The following is a 23,571-nucleotide window of genomic DNA, read 5'->3' on the forward strand; positions in this document are numbered from 1 at the left end:
TTTATGAAAGTATGTATTCAAGCGATTCAGTCGGAATCTACACGCGCCCAGACCCAATCGGCACCACGTGCCAAAATCTCCTTGAAGCGGACGTTGATTTCACGCCCCATCGAAACCAGGCTGACCTGCTTGTCCAATAGGTAATCCGCAGATCGCATCACGACGCCATTCACTTTCTGGGGATTGGATTTAGCCTGGGTGAAAATACCCTGGCTACTCGCCAGCAAATTGGCAGCATCCAAGTTACTCACCGAATATCTGCTCTGAATGTCACGGGCCTTGATTTCAACAGCTATTGGTGAATAGGCCAGCACCTGAATACCTGCATACATTTGCCCATCCGCCACCCGAGATAGCCGCCGCACCAGGGCCAGCTGCCATTGATCCGTTTTTTCCGGGCGCAAGCCAATCAAGGTATCCAGGCGAATCCAGTCATTTTCTACCACAGGCAGGACCGCACCATACCCGCCATCACTCTCATTGTTCACAACCCAGGTTTCAAAATCGCCAACGGTATGTTTCTGCAGGGTCGTGGCCAATGCTTGCGCTTGTCGCTGTCGTGTTCGGTCAGTGACAAAACCATACTGCCGCATGTCAAGCATTTCTTCAGCATTGAAGCTTTGCCGCCGTTCAGGGTCTGCAGTCCGGTCGTTGTCATATTTCACATGGTGGTAGATTTCTTTCATGCCGTGCATGACATCTATCATCTTACGAACTGGCACCCTGTCGCTATTCCGCTTCGGATGCCCACCACCGTCTGACGACCACGCCTGCAACAACAACTTGAGAAGCTCTGATGCGCCAGATTGGCGAAATGCCTCATCCAGACCAATGATCTTGCCGCCATCCAATGCATTTTTTACCAACGTCAGTTGTTCAATCAGCTCATATGTACCCCAATACCGGCCAAGACTGGCTGGCTCAGCTGGTTGATTACTCAAGCGTATGGCGGGTGACGCCCCAGTCAGATCAATCGCATACTGATGACGTCCATTCAGCAACTTTCGCTCGATCGTCACATGATGCGACCATAGATCCAACCATTGATCCACCATATCCAATTGCCGCGCGGTCAATGCACCGGTATTGACGGTCGCAAGCATCATGATCTGGATGAATTCATCCGCACATGAAGTATTACGCCCGGTCACTGCGTCATACAGCTGGAATGCATCACTATCAACACCCTTGACCTCCGCCAGACGGTAGACCTGATTGACTGTCGCCCAGAATTTCTTTTCCGGTGTCAGGAAACGGAAATACTGCCACTTGGCCTGCACGCCCAAATAGTTCAAGGTTCGGGCAATACAGCGAGGTAAAAAAGGCTCCAGTTCGGGCCGATTGCCATCTCGAACTTCCTTGATCATCATCAGGTAGGCATGGATCATGTGGTGGGCCAAGGTCATGATCAAATGCCATAATTTGCTCTCCACCGTTTTCGGCATACGGGGGTTTTGCAAGTATTGTAGGCATTGCGTCTCAAATGCAGTCTGAACCTGATCGTCCAGCCACATTAATGACTGCAACGAGGTTGCGTTGATAGGCACCTCGCCACCAATAAATCGATTCACCTCTTCCGCCACCAATTTCGGCAGCGCAGCCAAATCGCCTGTCTGAACCGTCTTCCACCAGCTCTGAGCCGCTTTGACGCCATCCAATGGGTCTGCAGCCTTTTTCCAAGGCAAGGTGATTTTACCAAGCATACTGACCACCACACGTTAACAGGTCCATCACATCCCGTACCCCGGAGATGACTAAAGTGTGTTGATCAGCCCACATGGTCAAGCCCCAGCACCAGTCACGTTGAAATCGACGATATCGAATCCGTCCCCTTGCTCCCTGCGGACAATCGGCTCCAAGCGGTAGGTTTTGCCAGATTCCGTGACCGTATAAGGGCGGCCGGTCAAGTACACGCCACTACGTAATAGGACCGAACAACCCGTCATACCTTCCAAGCTAGAACCAAACAGTATTGCAAGTTCATTATTCAACTGACGCTCTTCATCCGGCGCAGCAAAATCAATCGAGATTGGTACAACACGCGCCCCCACCACCTCAACACCAATCAAACTCTGACGTTCCATATTCATTTGCAGGCGGCGCACTACGCCCACCTGCCATTCAGCATGCATGTCGGTCTTGATCCCGACCAGACTACCAATACGTAACCAGTCGCTATGTACCTGCGGCAAACGTGCACCGAAGCCGCCTAGACTGATGTCCTGCACCAACCAGCTTTCAGCATGCTGCTCAAGCTCCACAGGCGTCGAGGCACACTCATCCAACCATCGTTGGGTATCTTCGGTAACGAAACCAAACTGCTCAATGTCGCGCTTTTGCCGCTCAAGTAGCTCTACCTGAGTAGGCGCTGCGTCATGCTGCCGAAATTGCGAGAACACCACAGCCCGGATGACATCCGTTACGCCATGCACAACAGTCAGTCGACCATAGGCAGGCAAACGTGGCCATTTTCTTTCAGGCGGCGTCAGGCTCCAGTAAAACAATAAATGCTGCAGCACTTGCTTCAGACTGGATACGGGCGCCCCCAAACCTGAACTGCCAGCAGAAATTGCGGATGGATTATCCAGAGCACGGGCCAGTTCCTGCAAACGGACACCTGCCTCACCGGTGCCGATGAAGCGCACCCGTGGTCCATATTGCATACCCGCCACCAAGCGACCGGGGGGGTGGGTTGCAGACAAATCGTAGTAGAAACAGCTTTTTGTATCTGGCGCACTGGTGATGTCCAAGTACTCTGACACGTCATCGATTGTACGCTCGGCCAAGTCGATCTGCTGCGGTAACAGGCTATCCGGCGACGATGCTGCCAGAAACAGGGTCTTCAGGAATTCAGCCTGAGGAGTGGTCGGGCGCTCGCTATGGTCATACAACGTCACCACCGTGCGCTCCAACCGATTCGCCTCCACAAACATCCACAACCGCGACAGCGAATGCCAAACAATATCTTCAACGGGGCCATATTGAAGCAGCATGATCTTGTGCATCATGACCACACCGTGCAGACCTCGTGCCGCCAACTTGCCCAATTGTTCAGAGGTGATTTCGGCACCACGGCCACCCATGGCATGTGCATCCAACGTCATCAGGTAAGCAGCAACCAGCGCCTTCCAGTAATCGCACAAGGCACGCCAAATAGCGCGCTCACGAAACTTGGCGGCCCGGGTCTGCGCTAGATATTCATGCTGCAACTTACGCTGAAAGGCATGGCCAGCAGCATCCAACAGCATGATCACACTAGTACGCACTGCCAGCCGATAACCCTCAGCATGAGTCACCGACTCAATCCAGGCAGTCACTTCCTGAATCGATTTGAATGGATCCCCTTGTGGCAAATCAATCAACAGGCGTTGTGCAGTCTTGACATCGCGCATCGGGTGATCAGGTTTGGAGACAATACGTCGCAGCCAGCTTGTCATGGTTCTTATGTATTTTGGTTCAGAGCAAGGATCATGTAACGATTGAGCAGCCTATTCAGTAGCCCAGCCTTCCGCCGCCTCAATGGTGTCGAACAGCTGTACATCAATATTGATGAACAAACGGGATACCCAGGCACTCCACGCAACCCATTGGTCGTTGGTCACTACCGCAATCTTTCCGAAATCGGCTGCGTGGGTACGAGTAAATTTTATCTCCTCCCAAGCCATATCCAGCGTATAGCCGGTCATGTCTCGCAGATCCAGTAGCAGATTAGGTTTACCGTGGAACTTGATGGCATACAACACATCGTCTTCGAACTGTTTGTAATCAGCCAGCATGAATTCGCCAAAGACAGCGACATTGACCGTATTACCTTGTTGTTTGATAGTGATCATTGCGGGACCTTATCAGTTTACTACCGACTGAACTTATCAATCTTTTCAAGCAAATATAATACAAGCATGAACGGGAACTATTCCATTGTAGTGTATATCCCGTCAATCGACCAATCAGCACCTTGCCTGACGGTCATTTCCGGCATACAGACAGGCGTGTCGCCATTGCGCCAGACAGGATCACCAATACAATACCACTCCAAGCAGATATAGATGGAATGTGATCCCAAACCAACCAACCCGCCAGCGCTGAAAAGACCACCGTGCTATAAGCCAGACTGGCCACCATCAAAGTTGCCCCTGTCGAATAGGCTCTCGTCAAGGCAAGCTGGGCAAGGGTTGCAGAAGCCCCCATACACAATAGTATTAACGCACCCGCCCCGGTGATGGCACTGAAGCGGTGCACCAGCATCCAGGCACCCGCCCCTAAGCTGGAGATCAGCGAAAAATAAAATACCACTCGGTATTCAGGCTCACCAATCTGGCCCAGCTGACGTACATTGATCATAGCAATTGCCGCCAGAAAGCCGGAACACAGACCTAAGAAGCCCTCGAATAGCTTGTCTTGCTCAAAGGTCGGCTGTAACAGGCAACTGACGCCGACAAATCCCACAACCACCGCGCCCAACAGTCCCCAGACGGGTCGCTCGTGGTACCACCAGATCAATAATGGAGCAATAAACAGTGAAGAGGTGTAGTTCAACGTGACTGCGGTTGGCAACGGCAATGCCACGATTGTGTAGAAATAAAGCGATAAGGCCCCAAGACCAGAGAGGCTTCGATAGACATGGTTACGCCAATACGGAGTGCGTAGTGAATCCCCACGAATCAGGATAATCAACCAAACCACCAGCAAGCCAACAAAAGATCGGTAGAACACCAACTCTGCGGGAGTGAAGTAAGCGGCGCCAATCTTGACGCATACACCCATACAGGCGAACAGCACGCCAGCCACCAACATCCACAACGCGCCGGTCTTACTTTGCAAAGAAGACATCAATAAAAAAACGGAGCTTATGCTCCGTTTTCAGGCAAGATAACTTAATGAGCATATCAAAACCGAGGTTCGATTTCCCGGCGCAGGAAGGCATGGAAATGCAACATACCATCTTCCATGGGTGACTGGTACGGGCCAACTTCATTCCGCCCCTCAAGCCAAAGCGCCTTACGACCTTCATCCATGCGCTCGGCAATCTCTTTGTCTTCAACACCGGTTTCCATGTAAGCACTCTGTTCTGCATCGCAGTACTCAGGCTCAAACAACGCGATATCTTCCGGGTAATAGAACTCGATCACGTTGATTGTTTTATCCACTGCCACCGGGATCAGTGTCGAGATTACCAAGCAATGTGGATACCATTCCACCATGATATTAGGATAATAGACCAGCCAAATTGCACCATGTTTAGGTGCCTCGCCATTGCGATAATTCAGTACGGCTTCGTGCCATTTACGGTAGATGTCTGAACCTGCCTTCTTCAGCTCATTCAACACACCAACCGTTTGCACACTGTACCAATCGCCGAATTCCCATTTCAACTCATCGCAATTGACGAAATTACCCAAGCCTGGGTGGAACGGGACAACATGGTAATCTTCCAGATATACCTCAATGAAGGTCTTCCAGTTGCACTTCAGCTCGTCAATTTCAATCTTGTGCAGCTTGTATCCAGAAAAATCCAAATCTTCTGCCACGCCCAGATCGGCCAAATCCTTCGACACATCTCGTGCGCCGTTGAACAGCATTCCATTCCAGTTCTGCAATGGGCTCTTGTTCAGGTGCAAGCAAGGATTCTGCGGAAAATGTGGTGCGCCTTTAAGTTGGCCATCCATATCATAAGTCCAACGATGCAACGGACAAACAATATTGGTGGCGTTGCCATTACCTTTCAACATAATGGCTTGACGATGACGGCAGACGTTGGAAAGCAATTCGACGCCATGCTCGTTACGCACCAGCATCTTCGAATGCCCCATCCACTCCAACGTCTGATAATCCCCTATTTCCGGCGTCATCAGCTCGTGGCCGACATAGCCCGGGCCGTATTTGAACAGCACCTCCTTTTCTATCTCCAGGATGTGTTCGTCAAAATACCAATGAACCGGAAGCTGCGGTTGCGCCGCAACATGCAACGCGTTTGCGTTAGCCAGATCAGACATGTCCAGACCCCTCTAGAAGCCAAAACAATCCGGTCTCGCCAGGCGAGGATACGGAGTGGCAAATTACCAAAAAATGGAAGTCGCGTATTGTGCCCCCACCCCCCCCCCGGGGCAAGCAAAATGTTTGGGGAAAAGCTATATCAAATGAAGACCATAGATTTTTTGATCAGGATCAAAATCTCCCCTCACAAAATTTGTTCTACGATCAGTTACCTACCTCAAAACCAACACTTTGCAAAATCCCTTTCCATTTCCGCGCCTTGCAAAGGGTTAACTTGAGCGGAACCGCATGATTTTTGGCCTCGCGTCTCGTATTCTTATAATTTATGCCAAGACGACTGGCGATCAACTCGATGTTGCAAAGTTGGTCGCACCTAGTGGCATGCGGTATCATCAGCGATTACCCCATACATTCATTCACGCTCGAGATAGCATGCCGAAAAGCCCGAAAACTGCAGCGCCCGCTTCCTTTGAAGCCGCGTTAAGCGATCTGGAAAAGCTGGTGGCCGAGATGGAAAGTGGCCAATTGACGCTGGAAGCCTCGCTGGCTGCCTACAAACGTGGCGCGGCACTCCTACAGTATTGCCAAACCACCCTGCAGGATGCGCAACAACAGGTTCGCATCCTGGAAAACGACAACCTTCAACTGTTCGGTCAAGATGAACAATCCTGAATTCCTCGCCTGGGCAAATGATCGCCAGCAACACATCGAAACGGTGCTGGCGCAGTTGATCCCCAGCCAGACCGTCCTGCCACAGCGATTACATGACGCCATGCGCTACGCCACACTTGGTGGCGGCAAGCGTGTCAGACCACTATTAGTCTATGCCAGTGGTACGCTGATGCAAGCCAGCCCGGCACATCAGGATATTGCTGCCGCAGCAGTTGAACTGATCCACGCATACTCATTGGTCCATGATGATCTGCCTTGCATGGACAACGATACGTTACGCCGAGGCAAGCCCACCTGCCATATAGAATTTGACGAGTCCACTGCATTATTGGCGGGCGATGCCCTTCAAACCCTGGCATTTGACCTGCTTTCGAATCAACCTGCCGCGGCCTCGCCAACAGCACAGTTGAAAATGGTGGGCCTGCTCGCACAAGCTGCCGGCTCACATGGCATGGCAGGCGGCCAGGCGATCGATCTGGCTTCTGTCGGTCTGCAGCTGTCATTACCAGAGCTGGAGCAGATGCACATTTTGAAGACCGGGGCTTTAATTCGTGCCAGTGTATTGCTCGGTGCCCATGCAGGCTCGTCAATCAATGACAGCGAATTGAGACAGCTTGACCATTTTGCCAAGTGTATTGGATTAGCCTTCCAAGTCGTCGATGATATCCTGGATGCCGAGTCGACCTCTGCAACACTTGGCAAAACCGCTGGGAAAGATGCAGAACAGAACAAGCCGACCTACGTCTCCTTATTGGGATTACGCGACGCCAAAGCACATGCACAAGCCTTACTAGCGGACGCCCAGGAAAGCCTCACCCAGTTTGGTGAGCGTGCTAACCACCTATTGGCGCTGGCGGATTTCATTGTCGCCCGCAAATTCTGATCGATTGACGTATCGACGCACACGCCTCGCATACAGAGAAGCCAAGATGTACGACCTATTGAACACTATTTCCTGTCCGGCAGAGCTACGAAAGCTGGAACGTAGACAACTAAAACAGCTGGCCGATGAGCTGCGTGAATTTCTTGTGGAATCGGTCAGCAAGACCGGTGGCCACTTGGCTTCCAACTTGGGCTCCATTGAGCTGACTATTGCGCTCCATTACGTCTACAACACGCCAGAGGACCGGTTGGTTTGGGATGTCGGGCACCAAAGCTACCCACACAAGATCCTGACCGGACGCCGGGAGGCCATGTCCCGATTACGCATGAAAGATGGCATTGCAGGCTTTCCCAAACGGGAGGAAAGTGAATATGACACGTTCGGCGTTGGTCATTCTTCCACTTCGATTTCCGCCGCGCTTGGCATGGCAGTCGGCGCCAAGCTGAAGGGCGAAGACCGGAAAACCGTTGCCATCATTGGTGATGGAGCAATGACTGCAGGGATGGCATTTGAAGCATTGAATAATGCCGGGGCTATGGATGCCAATATGCTGGTCATCCTCAACGACAATGAAATGTCCATTTCACCCAATGTGGGTGCACTGAACAATTATCTAGCCAAACTGATCTCCGGAAAGTTCTTCAATAGTGTTCGCAAGGGCGGCTCCAAGTTATTGGAAGCCGTACCACCGGTCCATGAGTTTGTGCGACGTGCGGAAGAACATACCAAAGGCATGTTCACGCCGGGGACATTATTTGAAGAGTTCGGCTTCAATTATATCGGCCCGATTGACGGACATGATCTGGATGGCCTGATCCCCACCCTGCAAAATCTGAAGAATCTGGAGGGGCCACAATTCCTGCATATCGTGACGCGTAAAGGTCAAGGTTACAAACTAGCCGAAAATGACCCTGTGCTGTATCACGGTGTCAGTAAGTTCGACAAGGAAAATGGGATTGCTGGTGGAAAAACAGGTGGCAAACCAACCTATACCCAAATCTTTGGCGATTGGTTGTGTGATATGGCCAGTCAAGACTCACGCTTGGTAGGCATTACACCAGCCATGCGCGAAGGCTCGGGCTTGGTGCGCTTTGAAAAAGAGCATCCGGATCGTTACTTTGATGTTGGTATTGCTGAGCAACATGCCGTGACCTATGCCGCAGGTTTGGCATGTGAAGGAATGAAGCCGGTTGTTGCGATTTATTCGACCTTCCTGCAACGCGCTTATGATCAACTCATTCACGATGTTGCACTACAGAACCTGCCAGTGGTATTTGCCATTGATCGAGCTGGCTTAGTAGGTGCTGATGGCCCCACTCACGCTGGCGCTTTCGATATTGCCTATCTGCGTTGCATCCCCAATATGATGGTGATGACGCCGTCAGACGAAAATGAATGTCGTCAGATGCTATACACAGCTTTCCAGCAAGATTGCCCCACTGCCGTACGCTATCCCCGCGGTACCGGACCAGGTGTTGAACTTCAATCCACCATGACTACGTTACCCGTCGGCAAGGGCGAAATTCGTCGCCGAGGTAGACGTGTGGCCATATTGGCTTTTGGTTCCATGATGACACCAAGCTTAGCGGCAGCCGACCAGCTTGATGCCACTGTTGCCAACATGCGTTTTGTCAAACCGCTGGACAAAACGCTGATCAAACAATTGGCCACAGAGCACGATCTGCTGGTCTCGGTTGAAGAAGGCTGCATCATGGGTGGAGCTGGTTCTGCGATTGCCGAGGCGTTATATCAGGCTGGCATCGCGACCCCGTTGTTGCAACTTGGCCTACCTGACAGCTATGTCGAACATGGCGATCCCGCCCTGCTGCTCGCAGGTTGCGGATTGAATACGGAAGGCATTGTCAACCGCATTCAGGCTCGCTTGGCAGCATTGGATCAATAGTTATTATCAATCGCTTTCCGAAAGTAAATCGGATAAACTTTACATACCCGACTTGTTTAATCGGGTATTGCCCGCATCATATCAAGCAATACCCGTCACAGGAAAAGCCATGACATCTGCAGATACACAAGCCATTGCTGACGTACAGAATTCGCCGGATCATCGCAATCTGGCCATCAACAAGGTCGGCATCAAATCCATTCGCCACCCGCTGAAAGTGGCTGACAAGGCCAGTGGCGTGCAACACACCGTGGCCATGTTCAATATGTATGTGCATTTGCCCAAGCACTTCAAAGGCACTCACATGTCACGCTTCGTGGAGATCCTCAACAGCCACGAAAAGGAAATTTCGGTCGAATCGTTCGAGACCATGGTGCGTGAAATGGTAGACCGCCTAGAAGCTGAATCTGGCTACATCGAGATGAGCTTCCCTTATTTCATCAACAAGACTGCACCGGTTTCCAGCGTACAAAGCTTGCTAGATTATGATGTCACCTTCATCGGCGAAATCCGCAACGGCCAATATACCCAGACTATGCGAGTCCTAGTGCCGGTAACCAGCTTGTGCCCTTGTTCTAAAAAGATCTCTGAACGTGGTGCCCACAATCAACGATCTCACGTGACCGTATCGGCTCGCACCAATTCATTGGTCTGGATTGAGGAGTTGGTACAGATGGTCGAAGCCCAGGCATCTTGTGAACTGTACGGCTTGCTGAAGCGACCGGACGAGAAGCATGTCACCGAACGCGCCTACGACAATCCGAAGTTTGTTGAAGACATGGTTCGTGATGTTGCGGCACAATTGAACGCCGATCATCGGATCGATGCCTATGTGGTGGAGTCGGAAAACTTTGAATCCATCCATAATCACTCAGCCTATGCATTGATTGAAGCTGATAAGACTGCAAACTGATCAGCCAATAAAAAAGCGGGTTTCAAAACCCGCTTTTTTATCACACAAAATCCATCAGTAACGCTGTGTCAGCGTCATGGTCGTACCTTCACGCTGCATTGCCAGCCGGTTCAGAAAACTCATACCCAACAACACCATGCCGCCCGTGTGCTCACCTTCCGAGACAGAACCTTCCACATCATACAAGGTAATGTCATTCACCTTGACAGCGCGAAGCTTGACCACATAGACAGGTGCTAAGCCATTCGCCGTCTGAGTCATTCCACGTCGTCCACTTTTATAGTCAATACCCGCACTCCGTGCCTGTGATGCACTCATCGACACCAAACTGGCACCCGTATCAACCAGTGCGCGCATATTGGCACCATTGACACTGATCGTAGTAAAGAAATGACCTGTTTCATCGGCATACAGTGTAGTCTTGCTTCCAGACCCTCCACCACCACCAATACGCAATGGTGCTTCACCTAGCCCCACGGTTTTCCGCTTGCCATCAATGTCGAATGTAGCGCGCCCTGACTCGACTGACACTAGCTTGACAGCATTGAAGGTTTCGCCAATCGACATCACCTTCTCTTTACCACCATCCACCCGGACCACGGCCTTGCTCCCCATCACGCCAATTAAGGCAACTTCTGCCGCCATCGCTGGCATAAACGTCCCCAGCATGACGGAAAACATGAGCCATTTCTTCACACCAACCTCAATCCCGAAAGTTTTGATACTGCAGTGGAAACTCCGTAATGTCTTTACGTACCAATGCAATCGTATCCTGCAGGATATCACGTTTGGCACCAGACACTCGGACTGCATCACCCTGAATGGATGCCTGCACTTTCAATTTACTATCTTTGATCAGCTTGACAATCTTCTTCGCCAATTCGGTTTCAACACCAACCTTAACAGTGATGGCCTGCTTGACCTTGTTACCGCTGACTTTTTCCACCTTGCCTTCGTCCAGACAACGAACATCAACGTTTCGCTTGGCCAGTTTAGCACGCAGAATATCCTTGACCTGATCAAGCTGAAATTCATTGTCTGAAAATACGGTCAGTATCTTCTCAGCTTGTTCGACACGCGCATCGCTTCCCTTGAAATCAAAACGCGTACTGACCTCTTTATTGGTCTGGTCAACCGCATTACGAACTTCAACTTCATTCACTTCGGAGACGATATCAAATGAGGGCATGGGTCAATCCTGCTTGATTCTAAAGCAGACTATTTTACTTGATTCCGCCAGTCACAGCAGCTAAACCACATACAGTACTACCCGCTCAGTGAAAACTTCCATTATGGGCGCCAGCCATGATCCATGCGGATCGCACGATCAATACGGATGCGTTCTTCTTCGCGCAGGATAATCCGACGTCGTAGCAAGTTGCGGTCATTTTCACTACCTACTTGCTTCAGCTGCTTCTCCAAAGATGTAATCTCGCGATCTAAACGATCCCGATCATCTTCCAAGACAGCACGTTGTCGCCCTTGCTGATAGCCATTCAGAAACTCTGGCTCACCACGCCCGACACATACACCCGCATAATGGCGGCCATAACGGCCAGCGTTATAGCCACTTTCCGCTGTACAGTAACGTCGTAACCCCTGCTCTCGGCCATCAAAATAAGCCTTCCGATCAGGTACTATCCCCAGCTTGCCGCATGCTTCAGTATGCGATATTACACGCCCGGAATCATAACCATATGCACCATCCCGGATGCCTTGCTCATACCAGTCAACTTGACGGCATTCGCGCTCAGACATGGACGCACAACCTCCTGCCAACAAGACAGAAGCCAACAGCACCGGGATAATCGAAAAACGAGAAAAAGTGTCAGTATCCATTCGCGAAGATTAATGCGTTTGCGCTGAATGTGCCATTAACAACACTAACATCCAATCTTGCCACGCATGCAATCACGCCATAAAAAAGCCGAAAACCAAATCTACTCGGTCTTCGGCTTTTTACAAATACATCCGCAATCATCTTGCGGCGCCAGGAGAAATGGTGATGTTAGTAGAGGAGAAGAACTATCACCACAAAGGACCCGGTTTCACCAAGCAAAGCGTTGTGAAAACACCCCCTTATCCAAAATGGCATACATAGTGAAGTGTTTCAAGGACATCAATGTCAAAAGTAGAATGACCAGGCACCTCAAACAACTGCCCGCCTTTATAAGTTACCCAATCCTCAGTATCAACCAATCGGACCTTACATTGCCCCTCAATCAACTCCATCACCTCAGGCGAGCCCGTATTGAATGTAAGCTGCGAAGGCAAAATCACCCCAACAGATATGCGTGTACCATCAGCCAGCAATACAGTGTGGCTGACACACTTGCCATCAAAATAGACATTGGCTTTTTTGACTACGCTAACTTGATCGAACTGCGACATCCGGCCTTCTCCTGACGATGTAATGAACTACAATGACGGGCACTCAATACTTGGCAAGGGAAGTACTTAGGTTGTTCCGAGCCCATCTTTTGGGATAACTATCCGATAACCTTGGAAATAACAGTCTTGATCAGGAATCCAACTACGCCAAAACCCAAGGTACCAAACATAACGATTGTGCCATATTTACCAGCTTTGGATTCCTTGGCCAGATCATAGACGATAAAACCCATGTACAAGATCAATCCAGTCACACAAATCTGCAACGACAACTCTGTGAACAGCTCTTCGCTCATTGCTGCAACGCACCATTCAATTGGCAAAAAGAAAACTGCCTAAATCGATTCGCACACCAATCACCAATCAATCTTCCTCAACATCGTGCAGCAAAGACTTGCTGGTACTCAAGGGAAGACACCTGGCTGGTATGCTGCCGATCAGCAGCAAGTTCCGTATATTTTAACCAATATTTCATTGCATAGCAGCAATTTACTGCAACATTTCATACACTTGTTTAAAGAAAAAGCGTGCCATAGGCACGCTTTTTGTGGGAATCATCGTAATCAACCGCGTTTTCGGGCAGCTATTCTCATACGAAGTGCGTTCAGTTTGATAAAACCACCTGCATCAGCCTGATTATAAGCGCCGCCATCATCATCAAAAGTAGCAATCGCCTGATCAAATAGCGAATCCTTTGAATCGCGTGCCACAACCGAGACTCCCCCCTTATACAATTTGATGCGGACCCAGCCGTTGACATTCAATTGGGTATGATCGATCAACACTTGCAAGGCTTTACGCTCCGGGCTCCACCAGTATCCGTTGTAGATCAGGCTGGCATAGCGGGCCATCAAGTCATCCTTCAAATGCCCCACTTCACGGTCCAGTGTAATTGATTCAATTCCACGGTGTGCCTTGAGCAAAATGGTACCGCCAGGTGTTTCATAACATCCACGTGATTTCATGCCAACGTAGCGGTTTTCCACCAAATCAAGACGACCAATACCATGCTTGCCACCAAGCTCGTTCAATTTCGCCAACATGTCATGCGGCTTAAGGCGTATGCCGTTGATAGCAACAGCATCCCCTTGCTCAAATTCAACATCAATGTATTCCGGCGTATCCGGTGCCGCCTCTGGAGATACCGTCCAGCGCCACATCGACTCTTCGGCTTCTGCCTTGGGATCCTCCAGATGGCGCCCCTCAAAGGAAATGTGCAATAGGTTGGCATCCATGGAATATGGCGCGCCACCTTGCTTATGCTTCATCTCGATGGAAATGGCCGCTTTTTCTGCATAATCAAGCAATTTTTCGCGCGATAACAAATCCCACTCGCGCCAAGGTGCAATTACTTTGACACCAGGTTTGAGGGCGTAGTAACCCAACTCAAAACGGACCTGATCATTCCCCTTACCCGTTGCACCGTGGGATACCGCATCTGCACCAACTTGATTCGCAATTTCGATCTGACGTTTCGCAATCAACGGTCTGGCTATCGAGGTACCAAGCAGGTATTCACCTTCATAAATTGTGTTGGCACGGAACATCGGGAACACAAAATCACGCACAAACTCTTCGCGCAAATCATCGATAAAAATGTTCTCAGGCTTGATACCCAGCTTCAGGGCCTTGGCTCGAGCGGGCTCCAGCTCCTCTCCCTGACCGATATCCGCAGTGAAGGTCACCACTTCGCATTGATAGATATCCTGCAGCCACTTGAGAATGACTGAGGTATCCAGACCGCCAGAATAGGCAAGCACGACTTTCTTGATGTCAGACATAGGTTCGACTCTCTACGATACAACTTTGAAATAACAATCCGACCGCATCGGCACGGCCTCGATACAAATCTGGCATTGCAACTCACCAAGCGCCTGCTGATAAGCTTCACTCAGCACCGGTAATACGCTTTGTGCCGTTCGTGCCATGACGATATGGTCGCGCTTATCAAGCATATGAATTTTCAGGTGGACAAACGCATGTTTCACATCACCGGCCCCAACAAAATAGTCATCCAATCGAATGGCACGACTTTTGATCTCATCCAGCAAAAACTCGCCAGATGCGAACAGGGTGTCATGCAAACGACGGAACAACTCCCGACGATCTACATATGTTTCGAGGTTGGCGGTATATTCGAGAATCAGGTGCGGCATGGCAATCATTCAGGTTGGTGACAAACAGCCTCGATGTTTTGTCCATCAGGATCGAGAACGAACGCGCCATAGTAGTTGGGGTGATAGTGGGGGCGCAAACCTGGCGAACCATTGTCCTGCCCACCCGCAGCAATGGCCGCGTGATAAAACGCATCAACCATCGCACGACTGTCGGCCTGAAACGCTATATGCATGATCGGCTTATGCGGGGTACCTCGACTGATCCAGAAATCAGGTTTGGGGGCCACGCCAAAACCAGCCCCTTCATAACCACCCGCCTCTTCACCTTTGAATTCATACAACATACTGTAGCCCAATGGTGCCAGCGCTTGCTGGTAGAAAACCTTACTCTTTGCATAGTCACCGACTGAAATACCAATATGATCCAGCATCATGCGATCCTTTCAACTTGGGTCATAGCATCTGCCATCATTTGATTTGACTGATTATCAATGCAGTCAATCCCGTCGTCCAAGAGTAGCTGCCCCACATCAGGCCAAGCGCCCCAGCAACAGATACTCAAGTAACGCTTTTTGGGTATGCATGCGATTTTCAGCTTCGTCCCACACGACCGATTGGGGGCCATCAATCACTTCCGCAGTAACTTCTTCTCCACGATGTGCTGGCAAGCAATGCATGAACAATGCGTCAGGCTTGGCTGCCTGCATCATGTCGCTATCCACCTGCCAAGCCGCAAACAGCTTTTTACGATCATCCTCCTCATCTTCCCAACCCATACTGGTCCAAACATCGGTAGTCAGCAAATCTGCATTGCGTGCCGCTTCCATTGGATCAGCAAATACCTTGAGATTGCTACAGGCATCATCGCCAGCATCCAGTTCAAACCCTAGCGGCGTAGATACATTCAAGGTGAAATCAAAGATTTTTGCTGCCTGCAACCACGATCTCGCAACATTATTACCGTCACCAATCCAAGCCACCGTCTTCCCAGTTATCGCACCGCGGTGTTCTACAAAGGTGAAGATATCCGCCATGATCTGGCATGGATGGTGTTCATCCGTCAGTCCATTGATGACGGGCACACGCGAATATTGTGCAAAGCGCTCAATAATGTCCTGGTTATAGGTACGAATCATCACGATGTCGACCATGCGTGAGATGACGCGTGCTACATCTTCAATCGGTTCACCACGACCCAGCTGAGTTTGCCCAGTGGTTAAGTTCAGTGCAATTCCACCCATTTGATACATGCCAGCTTCAAAACTGACGCGTGTTCGTGTAGATTGCTTCTCGAACACCATGGCCAGGGTCCGATCTTTCAGCGGCTGATAGGCCAGATAGTTCTTGAACTGGTGTTTGATCCACTTGGCGCGCTGGAACAGGTATTCAAATTCCTCGCCAGTGAAATCCTTCAACTGCAGAAAGTGTTTCATACTCATAGTGCACCCAATTGCCCTGCCAATACATGGGGGCGATAGTGTAAGCCGGCATCTGCCGGATGATTGGTAAAGACCTTGCTTAGCAAGCAATGAACCACCAAGCAAGTTTTTCCGCAGGAAATCAAATTTGTTCGATGCCGACAACCACGTTGACTGTCATGATCCAGCTGAATGGGTAATCATGGGCTATTCACAAACATCTTCCCCATAAACACCCCAAAGAATGGAATTTTGACGCGGAAAGGGCCATATTTAACCCAATCAGTTGCGCCTTGCAACTATAAATTTCTTTAATGCGACAAATTGATACGAATTTGCGACATTCCTTACCAGGGAAAGTCGAGGGGATTGAAAGGTACGCCGCAGTCTCTTGGCAATAGCGATCCGCGTTCAGCAAACATACCCATTTCACTTAGAACTCAAACAAATACCTAGCAGCAATGTACTTCCACACAGACAGCATCCTAGCCTGCCGAAGCACTTGGATACTTAGCCAAAGGCGGATTCAATACGACTACGCCCACTCTGCTTGGCACGATACAACGCGGCGTCTGCTCGGCTGAGCAATCGGTCTGGCTCAGTACCATCTTTTGGATATTCTGCAATACCAGCAGAAAAACTCAAGCCAACCAAATCTGCCCCATGATAAGTGATGCGCTGTTCACACCACTTACCCAACATTTCAGCCGTGCGCATGACAGCCGTTGACGTATCGATATCGTGCATTACCACACAGAATTCTTCCCCACCATACCTGCAGGCGAAATCGCTCCCCCGCACCGACGACTGTAGCAAATCCGCAAAAGCCACCAGTACGGCATCACCAAAAGCATGGCCACGGCTATCGTTGATTGCCTTGAAGTGATCAAGATCAAATAACACAACACACAAGGTAAAGTATTGCCGAGCAGCCAATTGCAATGCAGCCCGCAATTCGTCTTGCAAGTGGCGACGGTTGTATAGGTTAGTCAACGGATCGCGAACCACCAGTTCCCGCAACTGATCACGCAACGATTCCACCTCAACCACTTTGTTTCGTAACGAAAGATTCAGCCGCTCAAGATCACGCGCGGCATGTTCAGCCTCTGCCTGACGGGCAAGCGCGAAATCGCGCTCCATCCGAGTCCTGGCAATCTCATGTTGAATAGCCATGCTCTGCACCCTCGCTCCAGTGGCCAATCGAGCCATATCTTCCTTTGATGCAAAGAAACGCTTAATCGTAGTCAAAGCTTGCTGTGCATCACCTTGACGTTCGTAGAGCTCAGCCAACGACTTGAGTGTTTCAATCTGATAATGTCGATCCGGTACCTTATCCGCCAAACGTAACGCCTGCTCCATCAAAGCCAACTCCGTCACAGCATTACCATCCCGATGTGCCAGCAAAGCGTCAACCCAAAGGCAATGCACCAAGCAAGCATCATCAGATACAGACTGCGCCATCTGACGGGCATCATCCAGAAACTGTCTAGCCGTATCGGTTTCACCTCGAATGGCAAAGGTTTGTGCTGCGATGGCGTTGAAAAAAGCCAAATCTCCGGTCTCAACCCAATCTGTACGGCCAAGCAACGGGGCAACCAGCTCATAGGCAGCAGAGGTCTGCCCTTGCGTGATGTGATAAAGCGCAAGATTGCCAACTGCAATCGGCCTGATAAATGGCAAATTGACAGAACGGGTGATATCTACCGCCATCGACAACAAACGCAAGGATTCAGCATGGCTCCCCAACATCAGGTGCACATAGCCAAGATTCATACTGATCTGTGCAATACGGGGTAAGGAGCCAATCCGCTCCGCTATCTCCAGCGCGCGATAGAAATACCGCAATGCGGACTCGGTGTCATTCAGCTCAATGCAACTGGTGGCCAGCGTATTCAGGGTCAATACCCAATCCAGCGGATCTCGCTCAGTTTCCGGGGCCTCTAACGAGTTCTGTAACAATGCTCTTGCACGCGCCCGGTCCCCTCGCCGGAGCAGGACTAATGCAACACCATCAACAGCAAGCCAGCTGCCACGGCGATCCAGCCGCCGTACAAAGCACTGCCGAGCATGCTCAAACAAACCCTGAGCGTCATTCAACGCACCAAAGCGCGTTTGGTGGAAGCCTTGATTCAGCAACGCCCATCCTAAGCCTACCCAATCCTCACAGCCTGTCGCCAATTGTTCAGCATGTGCCGCTAACCGAGGCACTTGGGCTGGATCGACAAATTGGCAGTCCCAGGCCAGATCGTTCAAACGTTTGATCTGCACCATAACGGCACCCACGCCATTTGGTGTCGTTCCCTGCGGCCCACCGGATGTTGATGCATCAACCATGATCTTTACCATGCCATGACACACAGTCACTTCACGCATGTTGGCGTACACTAACGGCGCAGATGCCACGTTCGTTTCGATACAACTTCAAGGTAGCCCATTCTGAGCGTTGAGAGTGCCCACTATTGATATGCCGTCAACTCCACAGACAAGCACTCGGCCTCGCCCAGTCTGTTTAGCCTGATACAACGCACTATCTGCCAGATTAAGCAATGCCTGTTGAGTCAGGGCATGAAACGGATATTCCGCAACCCCTGCCGAAAAACCAATACCAGCAAGTGTTTTGCCATCACATTGCACATGGGCGGATCGGACCATTACCAGCATGCTTTCCAGACGCTGGGCTGCATCTTGTGCTGTTGCTCCAGGGAAAACGATACAGAACTCCTCACCACCGTAACGGCACGCAAAGTCGCTTCCCCGGACGCTACTTTTCAACACTTGTCCCAGCATGACCAATACTTCATCACCCAAAGCATGGCCGTAACCATCGTTAATCGCCTTGAAGTGGTCAACATCGATCAATGCGACGCTGACTGGATACTGCTGACGTTCCGCCAAGTGTAAAACTGCTGGCAATTCCTCCTGAAGATGCCGGCGGTTGTATAGATTGGTCAGTGGATCACGCAGCGCTTGCTCCTTCAACGCTTGTTGCAGCTGCTCAATCTCTTCCATACGCCGCTCTAACTCATGATTCAAGCGAAGCAGTTCTCGATTGGCGGCATCTGTACGCTGCATCGCTTCCAACGCATCATCACGCTGAGTCTCAACCCGCTCCAACTCATGCAAAGTCTGCAAAGTCTGCAATTTTGCCCGCTCTGCAATACGAGACGTCTGCTCAACCATCGCCTGATAGGTCAGCAGCGTGTCGAAGGCTTGCTGAAAATGCCCTTCCCTTGCATGACTGTTGGCCATTTCACGTAGGATATGCTCAACGTAAAAACGCTCTTTCACCATGCTGAAACGTTGCGTCGCCATCTGTAGTTGCAAGGTCGCCGCCGCATATTCACCTTCGGATCGATGCAACAAGGACTGTACCCAGCAACAATGCAATTCGATATCAGGCTCTGCAGATTGATCGATTAATTGCCGCGCACGATGTAAGTGCCGTTTGGCAGGCTCAGCCTGATCGCGCTCTGCAAAGGTATGGGCGGCTACCACGTGGTAAAACGCATACATGGCAGAATCAATACTGCCTGGCAGATCCATTCCAAGCAGTGGACGAATCGCTTCAAATGCCCCCTCTGCATCCCCCGTGGCCAAGTAGGACAACGCTAGATTCGCAGCTACCAATGGCACCAAAAAGGGGTGTGCATCCAATTGCAGCAATTCACTCGCCTCTCGCTGTAGCAACAAGGACTCTTGCGGGTTACCAGCACACAATTGCATATACCCAATGTTCGACAGCAACATGGCACGTTCTGGTGCCGCCCCCTGTAAACGACCGATACTCAAGGCACGATACAAGCATCGCATTGCGGCCAGATCATCACCTTTTCTAAGGTAGACGACACCCAACGCATTGTATAAGCGCATCAAGTCCAATGGCATGAGTGCAGGGTGATGCGGCTCCAGAATCGGCAAATACCAATGCAATGCCTCTTCGTACAGTCCGGCCTTGGAAAGACGCATTCCCTCCCAAAAGCGTAATAGTGCATCGAGTCGCGGGTCATCAAGTGTCGCCTGCGCAGTTCTTGCAGCACCCACATAATATTCGCCATCAGTAATACCACGCTGCCTCAAGTGGCAATAACCCAAAATCAGATTGGCATAGGCCTGACCACTGACGTCACTTGCAACAGTTGCCATGGCAAGTGCTTTCTCCGCCAATTGGCGGGATCTTGCGGGATCAGAATAGTTCACCTGCCATGCATCCAGATTCAGCAAGGCAATATCAGAGACAGAGACCATGAATTCAATGAGCAGTTTAGGGAGTCAACCAGTAGCCGCAACCACCTGCAGCCTGATAAATTACAGAATCAGAATAGGCCCGTGAGCCAATTATGGGTGAATCAAACCACCGGTTTCCATATCAGCAAATCTGCTACCAAACGTATCCTCTTCATTTGGCGCCGCCAGCAATATATTCGAAAACTTGGATATGATTCATCTTATACTAGTATTCAAAGCAACCAAGGCGATTGAACGCGAACTGCCGACATCCGTCAATAACAAGTTGCAATGAAATCAGCCATTGGTATTTACCCAAACAAAAGGGGGAATGCGAATGTTGTATAATTACGCCAAACTGTCGCGTTCCCTGCCATGATCTGTAATCCATACGAAATTATCATTCAAGGTATTACCTCTAACGGCCGCACGTTTCGCCCAAGCGATTGGGCTGAACGCCTGTCTGGCATCCTTTCAACCTTTGGTCATGACCAGAAGATGTCGTACCACCCGTACGTTCGTCCACTGACACTGGAAAACGTTCGCTGCGTTGCAGTGGACAAGAAACTGGAGCAGATTGACCCAAACGTCTACAACTTCCTGATGAGCTTTGCAAAAGATAACGACTTGCGCGTTGTCGATTGCAGACAATTGATCGAAGAAGTGTATCCCAACAAGTTTTTGTAGTTTCACTACTGCAGGGCGTCAGCGCTTGCGCACCAGGCACCCGCTGACTTTACTCCACCGGCTTTACACACATCACACGTGAACAGCCGGTCGCCAAATACCTCTGGCAACAAGACAACACATCAGCCAGCCCATCAAACTGATTTTAGGAGCTGCTCATTTCCCCAAAGTGCCATGCCCACACCGTCAGCTATTAGGTACCACCACGTTGATACAACCCTGCCAGTATACGAGTGCACACTCAAATACAAGCATTAAAAAATGGAGGAAAAGTACTAGGAGGCGGCAAGCCAGTCCAATACTGGCTGCCATTGGTCGCGATCACGCTGATACCGCGGAGTGTCATAAATTGTCATTCCCTGACTAGCCAACTGTACGTAAGCCTGTGTCTCACGCAAATAGGTCAAAACAGGCAAATCGAATCCAGATAGAAACTGCTCCAACTGCTGTGCTGCCCTCGTACGAGCATCAACACGCATACCAATGACCGCAATCGATGCACCTTGTTTTCGGATAACTTTCTCAGCCGCTAACGCTGCAAAAAATGCTTCGCTGGCCCACATATCGAATGCTGACGGCAAAACAGGCACCAAAATGCGATTGACCTTCTTCAATACGGCATCCAGTTTCTTGCCATGCAATCCAGCCGGGCTATCAAGAACTACCCGCCGAACGCCTTTAGGAGGTTTGGCCACCTCGCCAGACTCGATCACCCATCCTTCAATTGGCGGTAGATTCGCCGGACGCGCAGCCAACCAGTGGCGAGTTGACTGTTGGCGATCAATGTCACCCAACATAACACCCTGACCTTGCCATGCGAAATAACCAGCCAGATTGGTCGCCAATGTCGATTTACCAGACCCACCCTTGGGGTTCGCGATCAATATCGACAGCAAAGGCACCATTGTCAGAGCTTCCGACGCTCAAAGACTGCTTGTGCCAAAGTACCCGGATCAACATACTCCAGCTCACCACCAACCGGCAGCCCCCTGGCAATACGAGTCACTGACAAGCCACGTGATTTAAGCATCTCTGCAATATAATGGGCCGTTGCCTCACCCTCAACAGTAAAGTTGGTAGATAGGATAACCTCCCTCACCACACCATCTTGAGCCCGCACTAGCAACCGATCCAAATTCACATCACGCGGCCCGACACCATCCAGTGGACTCAAACGACCCAGCAAGACGAAATACAAGCCCTGATAACACATGGCTTGCTCCATCATCAGCAGATCAGCAGGCATCTCGACGACACACAGCTGCGTTACATCCCGATCGGGATCCGCACATAGATTGCACAGCTCCGCCTCGGTAAAAGTATTGCAACGTGCACAATGTTGCAGACGGCTCAGGGCATTATCCAAAGCGCTGGACAGCCGCTGAGCCCCCTTCTGATCCCGTTGCATCAGATGATATGCCATGCGCTGGGCCGACTTGGGGCCAACACCTGGGAGCACCCGTAAGGCATCTACCAATTGATCAAGGCTGGATGGTGTTTTCATTGCACACTTTAACAGTTCGCATCGGGTCGCATCTCTGGCAAATACCTATATCCCGGAAGAGTCTGGGCTCTACGCCAAGCAGGTGGCTCCTCTAGCTGGGACCAATACTCATCGATCCGGCAGATCAAGTTTTTGTGTAATACAAAAAAGGAATTGGCATAAAACACACCATGCCCTGCATGATCAACCCGCACCAGAGAATGCACACGCCCATCCGGCAGCCCATTGAGTTCCTGCACGATAATAGTCCAGCCTTCCGGATAAACTTGATTGACGTGAATGACCGCATCCGAACCTTCAAAACACTCACCAGTCGACCACCATCGCATTTCAACATCAGGACTAAGGAGCAGCTTTGCCGCAACCCAGTCCCTGTTCTGAATATTACGCCACAGCTCAAATACGATCTGCATGACAAATATAGAATTTCAGAATGGCAATTTGAATCCAGGCGGCAAGCCCATTCCAGCAGTAAAACCCGCCATCTTCTCTTGAGTTGTCTGCTCGACGCGACGATTGGCATCATTCACGGCGGCGGCCAACAAATCCTCCAGCATCTCCTTGTCTTCAGTCATCAAGCTAGGATCAATAGTGACACGCTTAACATCGTGGTGGCAGGTCATGACTACCTTGACCATACCCGCACCAGCCTGGCCCTCGACTTCAACTTGGCCCAACTGTTCCTGTGCCTTTTTCATGTTTTCCTGCATCACCTGAGCCTGCTTCATCAGGTTACCCAAGCCACCTTTCATCATTTGCTTCACTCCTATTCAGAATATTGCACGCCATCGCTAAATCACGTGCCAGAAAAATTTTCAGATACAGCCAAGTAAGCCTTGCGTAGAAAACGCTCGTCATCCTACCC

General features: G+C 50.5%; 24 protein-coding genes and 1 pseudogene. 5 read left to right on the top strand and 20 right to left on the bottom strand.

Features of this window, described 5'->3' with window-relative positions; genetic code table 11:
* Window positions 1-26: 26 nt before the first annotated feature.
* From FFS57_RS17475 to FFS57_RS17495, 5 genes are all read right to left on the bottom strand, one after another.
* The gene (locus tag FFS57_RS17475; RefSeq protein WP_137939105.1) at window positions 27-1,703 is read right to left on the bottom strand and encodes a cyclic-di-GMP receptor FimW-related protein; all 1,677 of its coding nucleotides are present in this window, start codon (window positions 1,701-1,703) and stop codon (window positions 27-29) included.
* Between the two features lie 78 nt (window positions 1,704-1,781).
* Window positions 1,782-3,437: a cyclic-di-GMP receptor FimW-related protein gene (locus FFS57_RS17480; RefSeq protein ID WP_137939106.1), complete on the bottom strand. Its 1,656-nt coding sequence runs from the start codon at window positions 3,435-3,437 to the stop codon at window positions 1,782-1,784.
* A gap of 51 nt (window positions 3,438-3,488) precedes the next feature.
* Window positions 3,489-3,833, bottom strand: coding sequence for a SpoIIAA family protein (locus FFS57_RS17485; RefSeq protein WP_137939107.1), 345 nt, complete (start codon window positions 3,831-3,833; stop codon window positions 3,489-3,491).
* Between the two features lie 133 nt (window positions 3,834-3,966).
* A complete protein-coding gene (locus FFS57_RS17490) occupies window positions 3,967-4,830 on the bottom strand; it encodes a DMT family transporter (protein WP_249384049.1) in 864 nt (287 codons plus the stop codon).
* 56 nt (window positions 4,831-4,886) lie between these two features.
* Window positions 4,887-5,993 carry an aromatic ring-hydroxylating oxygenase subunit alpha gene (locus FFS57_RS17495; RefSeq protein ID WP_137939108.1) on the bottom strand — a complete coding sequence of 369 codons (1,107 nt, stop codon included), beginning with the start codon at window positions 5,991-5,993 and terminating at the stop codon, window positions 4,887-4,889.
* A gap of 433 nt (window positions 5,994-6,426) precedes the next feature.
* Between FFS57_RS17495 and FFS57_RS17500 the strand changes: the two genes are divergently transcribed.
* The 4 genes from FFS57_RS17500 (at window position 6,427) to folE2 (ending at window position 10,365) form a co-directional block, all read left to right on the top strand.
* On the top strand, window positions 6,427-6,666 hold the full coding sequence (locus FFS57_RS17500; RefSeq protein ID WP_137939109.1) for an exodeoxyribonuclease VII small subunit: 240 nt from the start codon (window positions 6,427-6,429) through the stop codon (window positions 6,664-6,666).
* Window positions 6,653-7,549 carry a polyprenyl synthetase family protein gene (locus FFS57_RS17505; RefSeq protein ID WP_137939110.1) on the top strand — a complete coding sequence of 299 codons (897 nt, stop codon included), beginning with the start codon at window positions 6,653-6,655 and terminating at the stop codon, window positions 7,547-7,549. The genes FFS57_RS17500 and FFS57_RS17505 overlap by 14 nt, the downstream gene beginning before the upstream one ends.
* Window positions 7,550-7,595: 46 nt before the next feature.
* Complete coding sequence (dxs, locus tag FFS57_RS17510; RefSeq protein ID WP_137939111.1) at window positions 7,596-9,452, top strand: 1-deoxy-D-xylulose-5-phosphate synthase; 1,857 nt, start codon at window positions 7,596-7,598, stop codon at window positions 9,450-9,452.
* Window positions 9,453-9,561: 109 nt separating this feature from the next.
* Window positions 9,562-10,365 (top strand): GTP cyclohydrolase FolE2, encoded by an 804-nt coding sequence (gene folE2 / locus FFS57_RS17515; RefSeq protein WP_137939112.1) that lies wholly within the window; start codon window positions 9,562-9,564, stop codon window positions 10,363-10,365.
* Between the two features lie 54 nt (window positions 10,366-10,419).
* Here folE2 and FFS57_RS17520 read toward each other — a convergent pair whose 3' ends face one another.
* From FFS57_RS17520 to FFS57_RS17570, 11 genes are all read right to left on the bottom strand, one after another.
* Window positions 10,420-11,061 carry a retropepsin-like aspartic protease family protein gene (locus FFS57_RS17520; RefSeq protein ID WP_171014034.1) on the bottom strand — a complete coding sequence of 214 codons (642 nt, stop codon included), beginning with the start codon at window positions 11,059-11,061 and terminating at the stop codon, window positions 10,420-10,422.
* Between the two features lie 7 nt (window positions 11,062-11,068).
* Entirely contained in the window at window positions 11,069-11,554 is a 486-nt protein-coding gene (locus tag FFS57_RS17525) for a YajQ family cyclic di-GMP-binding protein (RefSeq protein ID WP_137939114.1), read from the bottom strand.
* 101 nt (window positions 11,555-11,655) lie between these two features.
* Window positions 11,656-12,123 (bottom strand): DUF2799 domain-containing protein, encoded by a 468-nt coding sequence (locus FFS57_RS17530; protein ID WP_171014035.1) that lies wholly within the window; start codon window positions 12,121-12,123, stop codon window positions 11,656-11,658.
* A 321-nt stretch (window positions 12,124-12,444) separates the two neighbouring features.
* Entirely contained in the window at window positions 12,445-12,756 is a 312-nt protein-coding gene (ppnP, locus tag FFS57_RS17535) for a pyrimidine/purine nucleoside phosphorylase (RefSeq protein ID WP_137939116.1), read from the bottom strand.
* Between the two features lie 98 nt (window positions 12,757-12,854).
* On the bottom strand, window positions 12,855-13,052 hold the full coding sequence (locus FFS57_RS17540) for a DUF2788 domain-containing protein (protein WP_137939117.1): 198 nt from the start codon (window positions 13,050-13,052) through the stop codon (window positions 12,855-12,857).
* A 267-nt stretch (window positions 13,053-13,319) separates the two neighbouring features.
* Window positions 13,320-14,537 carry an argininosuccinate synthase gene (locus tag FFS57_RS17545; protein WP_137939118.1) on the bottom strand — a complete coding sequence of 406 codons (1,218 nt, stop codon included), beginning with the start codon at window positions 14,535-14,537 and terminating at the stop codon, window positions 13,320-13,322.
* Window positions 14,538-14,549: 12 nt separating this feature from the next.
* Window positions 14,550-14,912: a 5-carboxymethyl-2-hydroxymuconate Delta-isomerase gene (locus tag FFS57_RS17550; protein WP_171014036.1), complete on the bottom strand. Its 363-nt coding sequence runs from the start codon at window positions 14,910-14,912 to the stop codon at window positions 14,550-14,552.
* Between the two features lie 5 nt (window positions 14,913-14,917).
* Window positions 14,918-15,304, bottom strand: coding sequence for a VOC family protein (locus tag FFS57_RS17555; RefSeq protein WP_137939134.1), 387 nt, complete (start codon window positions 15,302-15,304; stop codon window positions 14,918-14,920).
* Between the two features lie 99 nt (window positions 15,305-15,403).
* A complete protein-coding gene (gene argF, locus FFS57_RS17560) occupies window positions 15,404-16,306 on the bottom strand; it encodes an ornithine carbamoyltransferase (RefSeq protein WP_137939135.1) in 903 nt (300 codons plus the stop codon).
* Window positions 16,307-16,801: 495 nt separating this feature from the next.
* Window positions 16,802-18,625 carry a tetratricopeptide repeat-containing diguanylate cyclase gene (locus FFS57_RS17565; RefSeq protein WP_171014037.1) on the bottom strand — a complete coding sequence of 608 codons (1,824 nt, stop codon included), beginning with the start codon at window positions 18,623-18,625 and terminating at the stop codon, window positions 16,802-16,804.
* An 87-nt stretch (window positions 18,626-18,712) separates the two neighbouring features.
* Complete coding sequence (locus tag FFS57_RS17570) at window positions 18,713-20,536, bottom strand: tetratricopeptide repeat-containing diguanylate cyclase (RefSeq protein ID WP_137939121.1); 1,824 nt, start codon at window positions 20,534-20,536, stop codon at window positions 18,713-18,715.
* Between the two features lie 354 nt (window positions 20,537-20,890).
* On the opposite strand from FFS57_RS17570, the pseudogene FFS57_RS17575 reads away from it, so the two are divergent.
* A pseudogene (locus FFS57_RS17575) lies at window positions 20,891-21,178 on the top strand (DUF3579 domain-containing protein); the annotation flags it as partial.
* A 299-nt stretch (window positions 21,179-21,477) separates the two neighbouring features.
* Here the strand turns inward: FFS57_RS17575 and FFS57_RS17580 are convergent.
* From FFS57_RS17580 to FFS57_RS17595, 4 genes are read right to left on the bottom strand one after another with little or no spacing between them, the layout of a single operon-like run.
* Window positions 21,478-22,107, bottom strand: coding sequence for a nucleotide-binding protein (locus FFS57_RS17580; RefSeq protein WP_171014038.1), 630 nt, complete (start codon window positions 22,105-22,107; stop codon window positions 21,478-21,480).
* A 2-nt stretch (window positions 22,108-22,109) separates the two neighbouring features.
* Window positions 22,110-22,706 (bottom strand): recombination mediator RecR, encoded by a 597-nt coding sequence (gene recR, locus FFS57_RS17585; protein ID WP_137939124.1) that lies wholly within the window; start codon window positions 22,704-22,706, stop codon window positions 22,110-22,112.
* 8 nt (window positions 22,707-22,714) lie between these two features.
* Window positions 22,715-23,119 (bottom strand): nuclear transport factor 2 family protein, encoded by a 405-nt coding sequence (locus tag FFS57_RS17590; RefSeq protein ID WP_137939125.1) that lies wholly within the window; start codon window positions 23,117-23,119, stop codon window positions 22,715-22,717.
* A gap of 15 nt (window positions 23,120-23,134) precedes the next feature.
* Window positions 23,135-23,461, bottom strand: a complete 327-nt coding sequence (locus FFS57_RS17595) for a YbaB/EbfC family nucleoid-associated protein (protein ID WP_137939126.1) — start codon at window positions 23,459-23,461, stop codon at window positions 23,135-23,137.
* Window positions 23,462-23,571 lie beyond the last annotated feature (110 nt).

This window comes from Chitinivorax sp. B (assembly GCF_005503445.1).
Taxonomy (GTDB): domain Bacteria; phylum Pseudomonadota; class Gammaproteobacteria; order Burkholderiales; family SCOH01; genus Chitinivorax.

Coding starts and splice junctions, on each gene's coding strand:
- FFS57_RS17580 (WP_171014038.1), bottom strand. CDS start 22,107: ATGGTGCCTTTGCTGTCGATATTGATCGCGAACCCCAAGGGTGGGTCT.
- FFS57_RS17495 (WP_137939108.1), bottom strand. CDS start 5,993: ATGTCTGATCTGGCTAACGCAAACGCGTTGCATGTTGCGGCGCAACCG.
- ppnP (WP_137939116.1), bottom strand. CDS start 12,756: ATGTCGCAGTTCGATCAAGTTAGCGTAGTCAAAAAAGCCAATGTCTAT.
- dxs (WP_137939111.1), top strand. CDS start 7,596: ATGTACGACCTATTGAACACTATTTCCTGTCCGGCAGAGCTACGAAAG.
- FFS57_RS17590 (WP_137939125.1), bottom strand. CDS start 23,119: ATGCAGATCGTATTTGAGCTGTGGCGTAATATTCAGAACAGGGACTGG.
- FFS57_RS17530 (WP_171014035.1), bottom strand. CDS start 12,123: ATGTCTGAGCGCGAATGCCGTCAAGTTGACTGGTATGAGCAAGGCATC.
- FFS57_RS17490 (WP_249384049.1), bottom strand. CDS start 4,830: ATGTCTTCTTTGCAAAGTAAGACCGGCGCGTTGTGGATGTTGGTGGCT.
- FFS57_RS17480 (WP_137939106.1), bottom strand. CDS start 3,437: ATGACAAGCTGGCTGCGACGTATTGTCTCCAAACCTGATCACCCGATG.
- FFS57_RS17545 (WP_137939118.1), bottom strand. CDS start 14,537: ATGTCTGACATCAAGAAAGTCGTGCTTGCCTATTCTGGCGGTCTGGAT.
- FFS57_RS17505 (WP_137939110.1), top strand. CDS start 6,653: ATGAACAATCCTGAATTCCTCGCCTGGGCAAATGATCGCCAGCAACAC.
- FFS57_RS17570 (WP_137939121.1), bottom strand. CDS start 20,536: ATGGTCTCTGTCTCTGATATTGCCTTGCTGAATCTGGATGCATGGCAG.
- FFS57_RS17525 (WP_137939114.1), bottom strand. CDS start 11,554: ATGCCCTCATTTGATATCGTCTCCGAAGTGAATGAAGTTGAAGTTCGT.
- FFS57_RS17595 (WP_137939126.1), bottom strand. CDS start 23,461: ATGATGAAAGGTGGCTTGGGTAACCTGATGAAGCAGGCTCAGGTGATG.
- FFS57_RS17485 (WP_137939107.1), bottom strand. CDS start 3,833: ATGATCACTATCAAACAACAAGGTAATACGGTCAATGTCGCTGTCTTT.
- argF (WP_137939135.1), bottom strand. CDS start 16,306: ATGAAACACTTTCTGCAGTTGAAGGATTTCACTGGCGAGGAATTTGAA.
- folE2 (WP_137939112.1), top strand. CDS start 9,562: ATGACATCTGCAGATACACAAGCCATTGCTGACGTACAGAATTCGCCG.
- recR (WP_137939124.1), bottom strand. CDS start 22,706: ATGAAAACACCATCCAGCCTTGATCAATTGGTAGATGCCTTACGGGTG.
- FFS57_RS17555 (WP_137939134.1), bottom strand. CDS start 15,304: ATGCTGGATCATATTGGTATTTCAGTCGGTGACTATGCAAAGAGTAAG.
- FFS57_RS17565 (WP_171014037.1), bottom strand. CDS start 18,625: ATGGTTGATGCATCAACATCCGGTGGGCCGCAGGGAACGACACCAAAT.
- FFS57_RS17550 (WP_171014036.1), bottom strand. CDS start 14,912: ATGCCGCACCTGATTCTCGAATATACCGCCAACCTCGAAACATATGTA.
- FFS57_RS17500 (WP_137939109.1), top strand. CDS start 6,427: ATGCCGAAAAGCCCGAAAACTGCAGCGCCCGCTTCCTTTGAAGCCGCG.
- FFS57_RS17540 (WP_137939117.1), bottom strand. CDS start 13,052: ATGAGCGAAGAGCTGTTCACAGAGTTGTCGTTGCAGATTTGTGTGACT.
- FFS57_RS17475 (WP_137939105.1), bottom strand. CDS start 1,703: ATGCTTGGTAAAATCACCTTGCCTTGGAAAAAGGCTGCAGACCCATTG.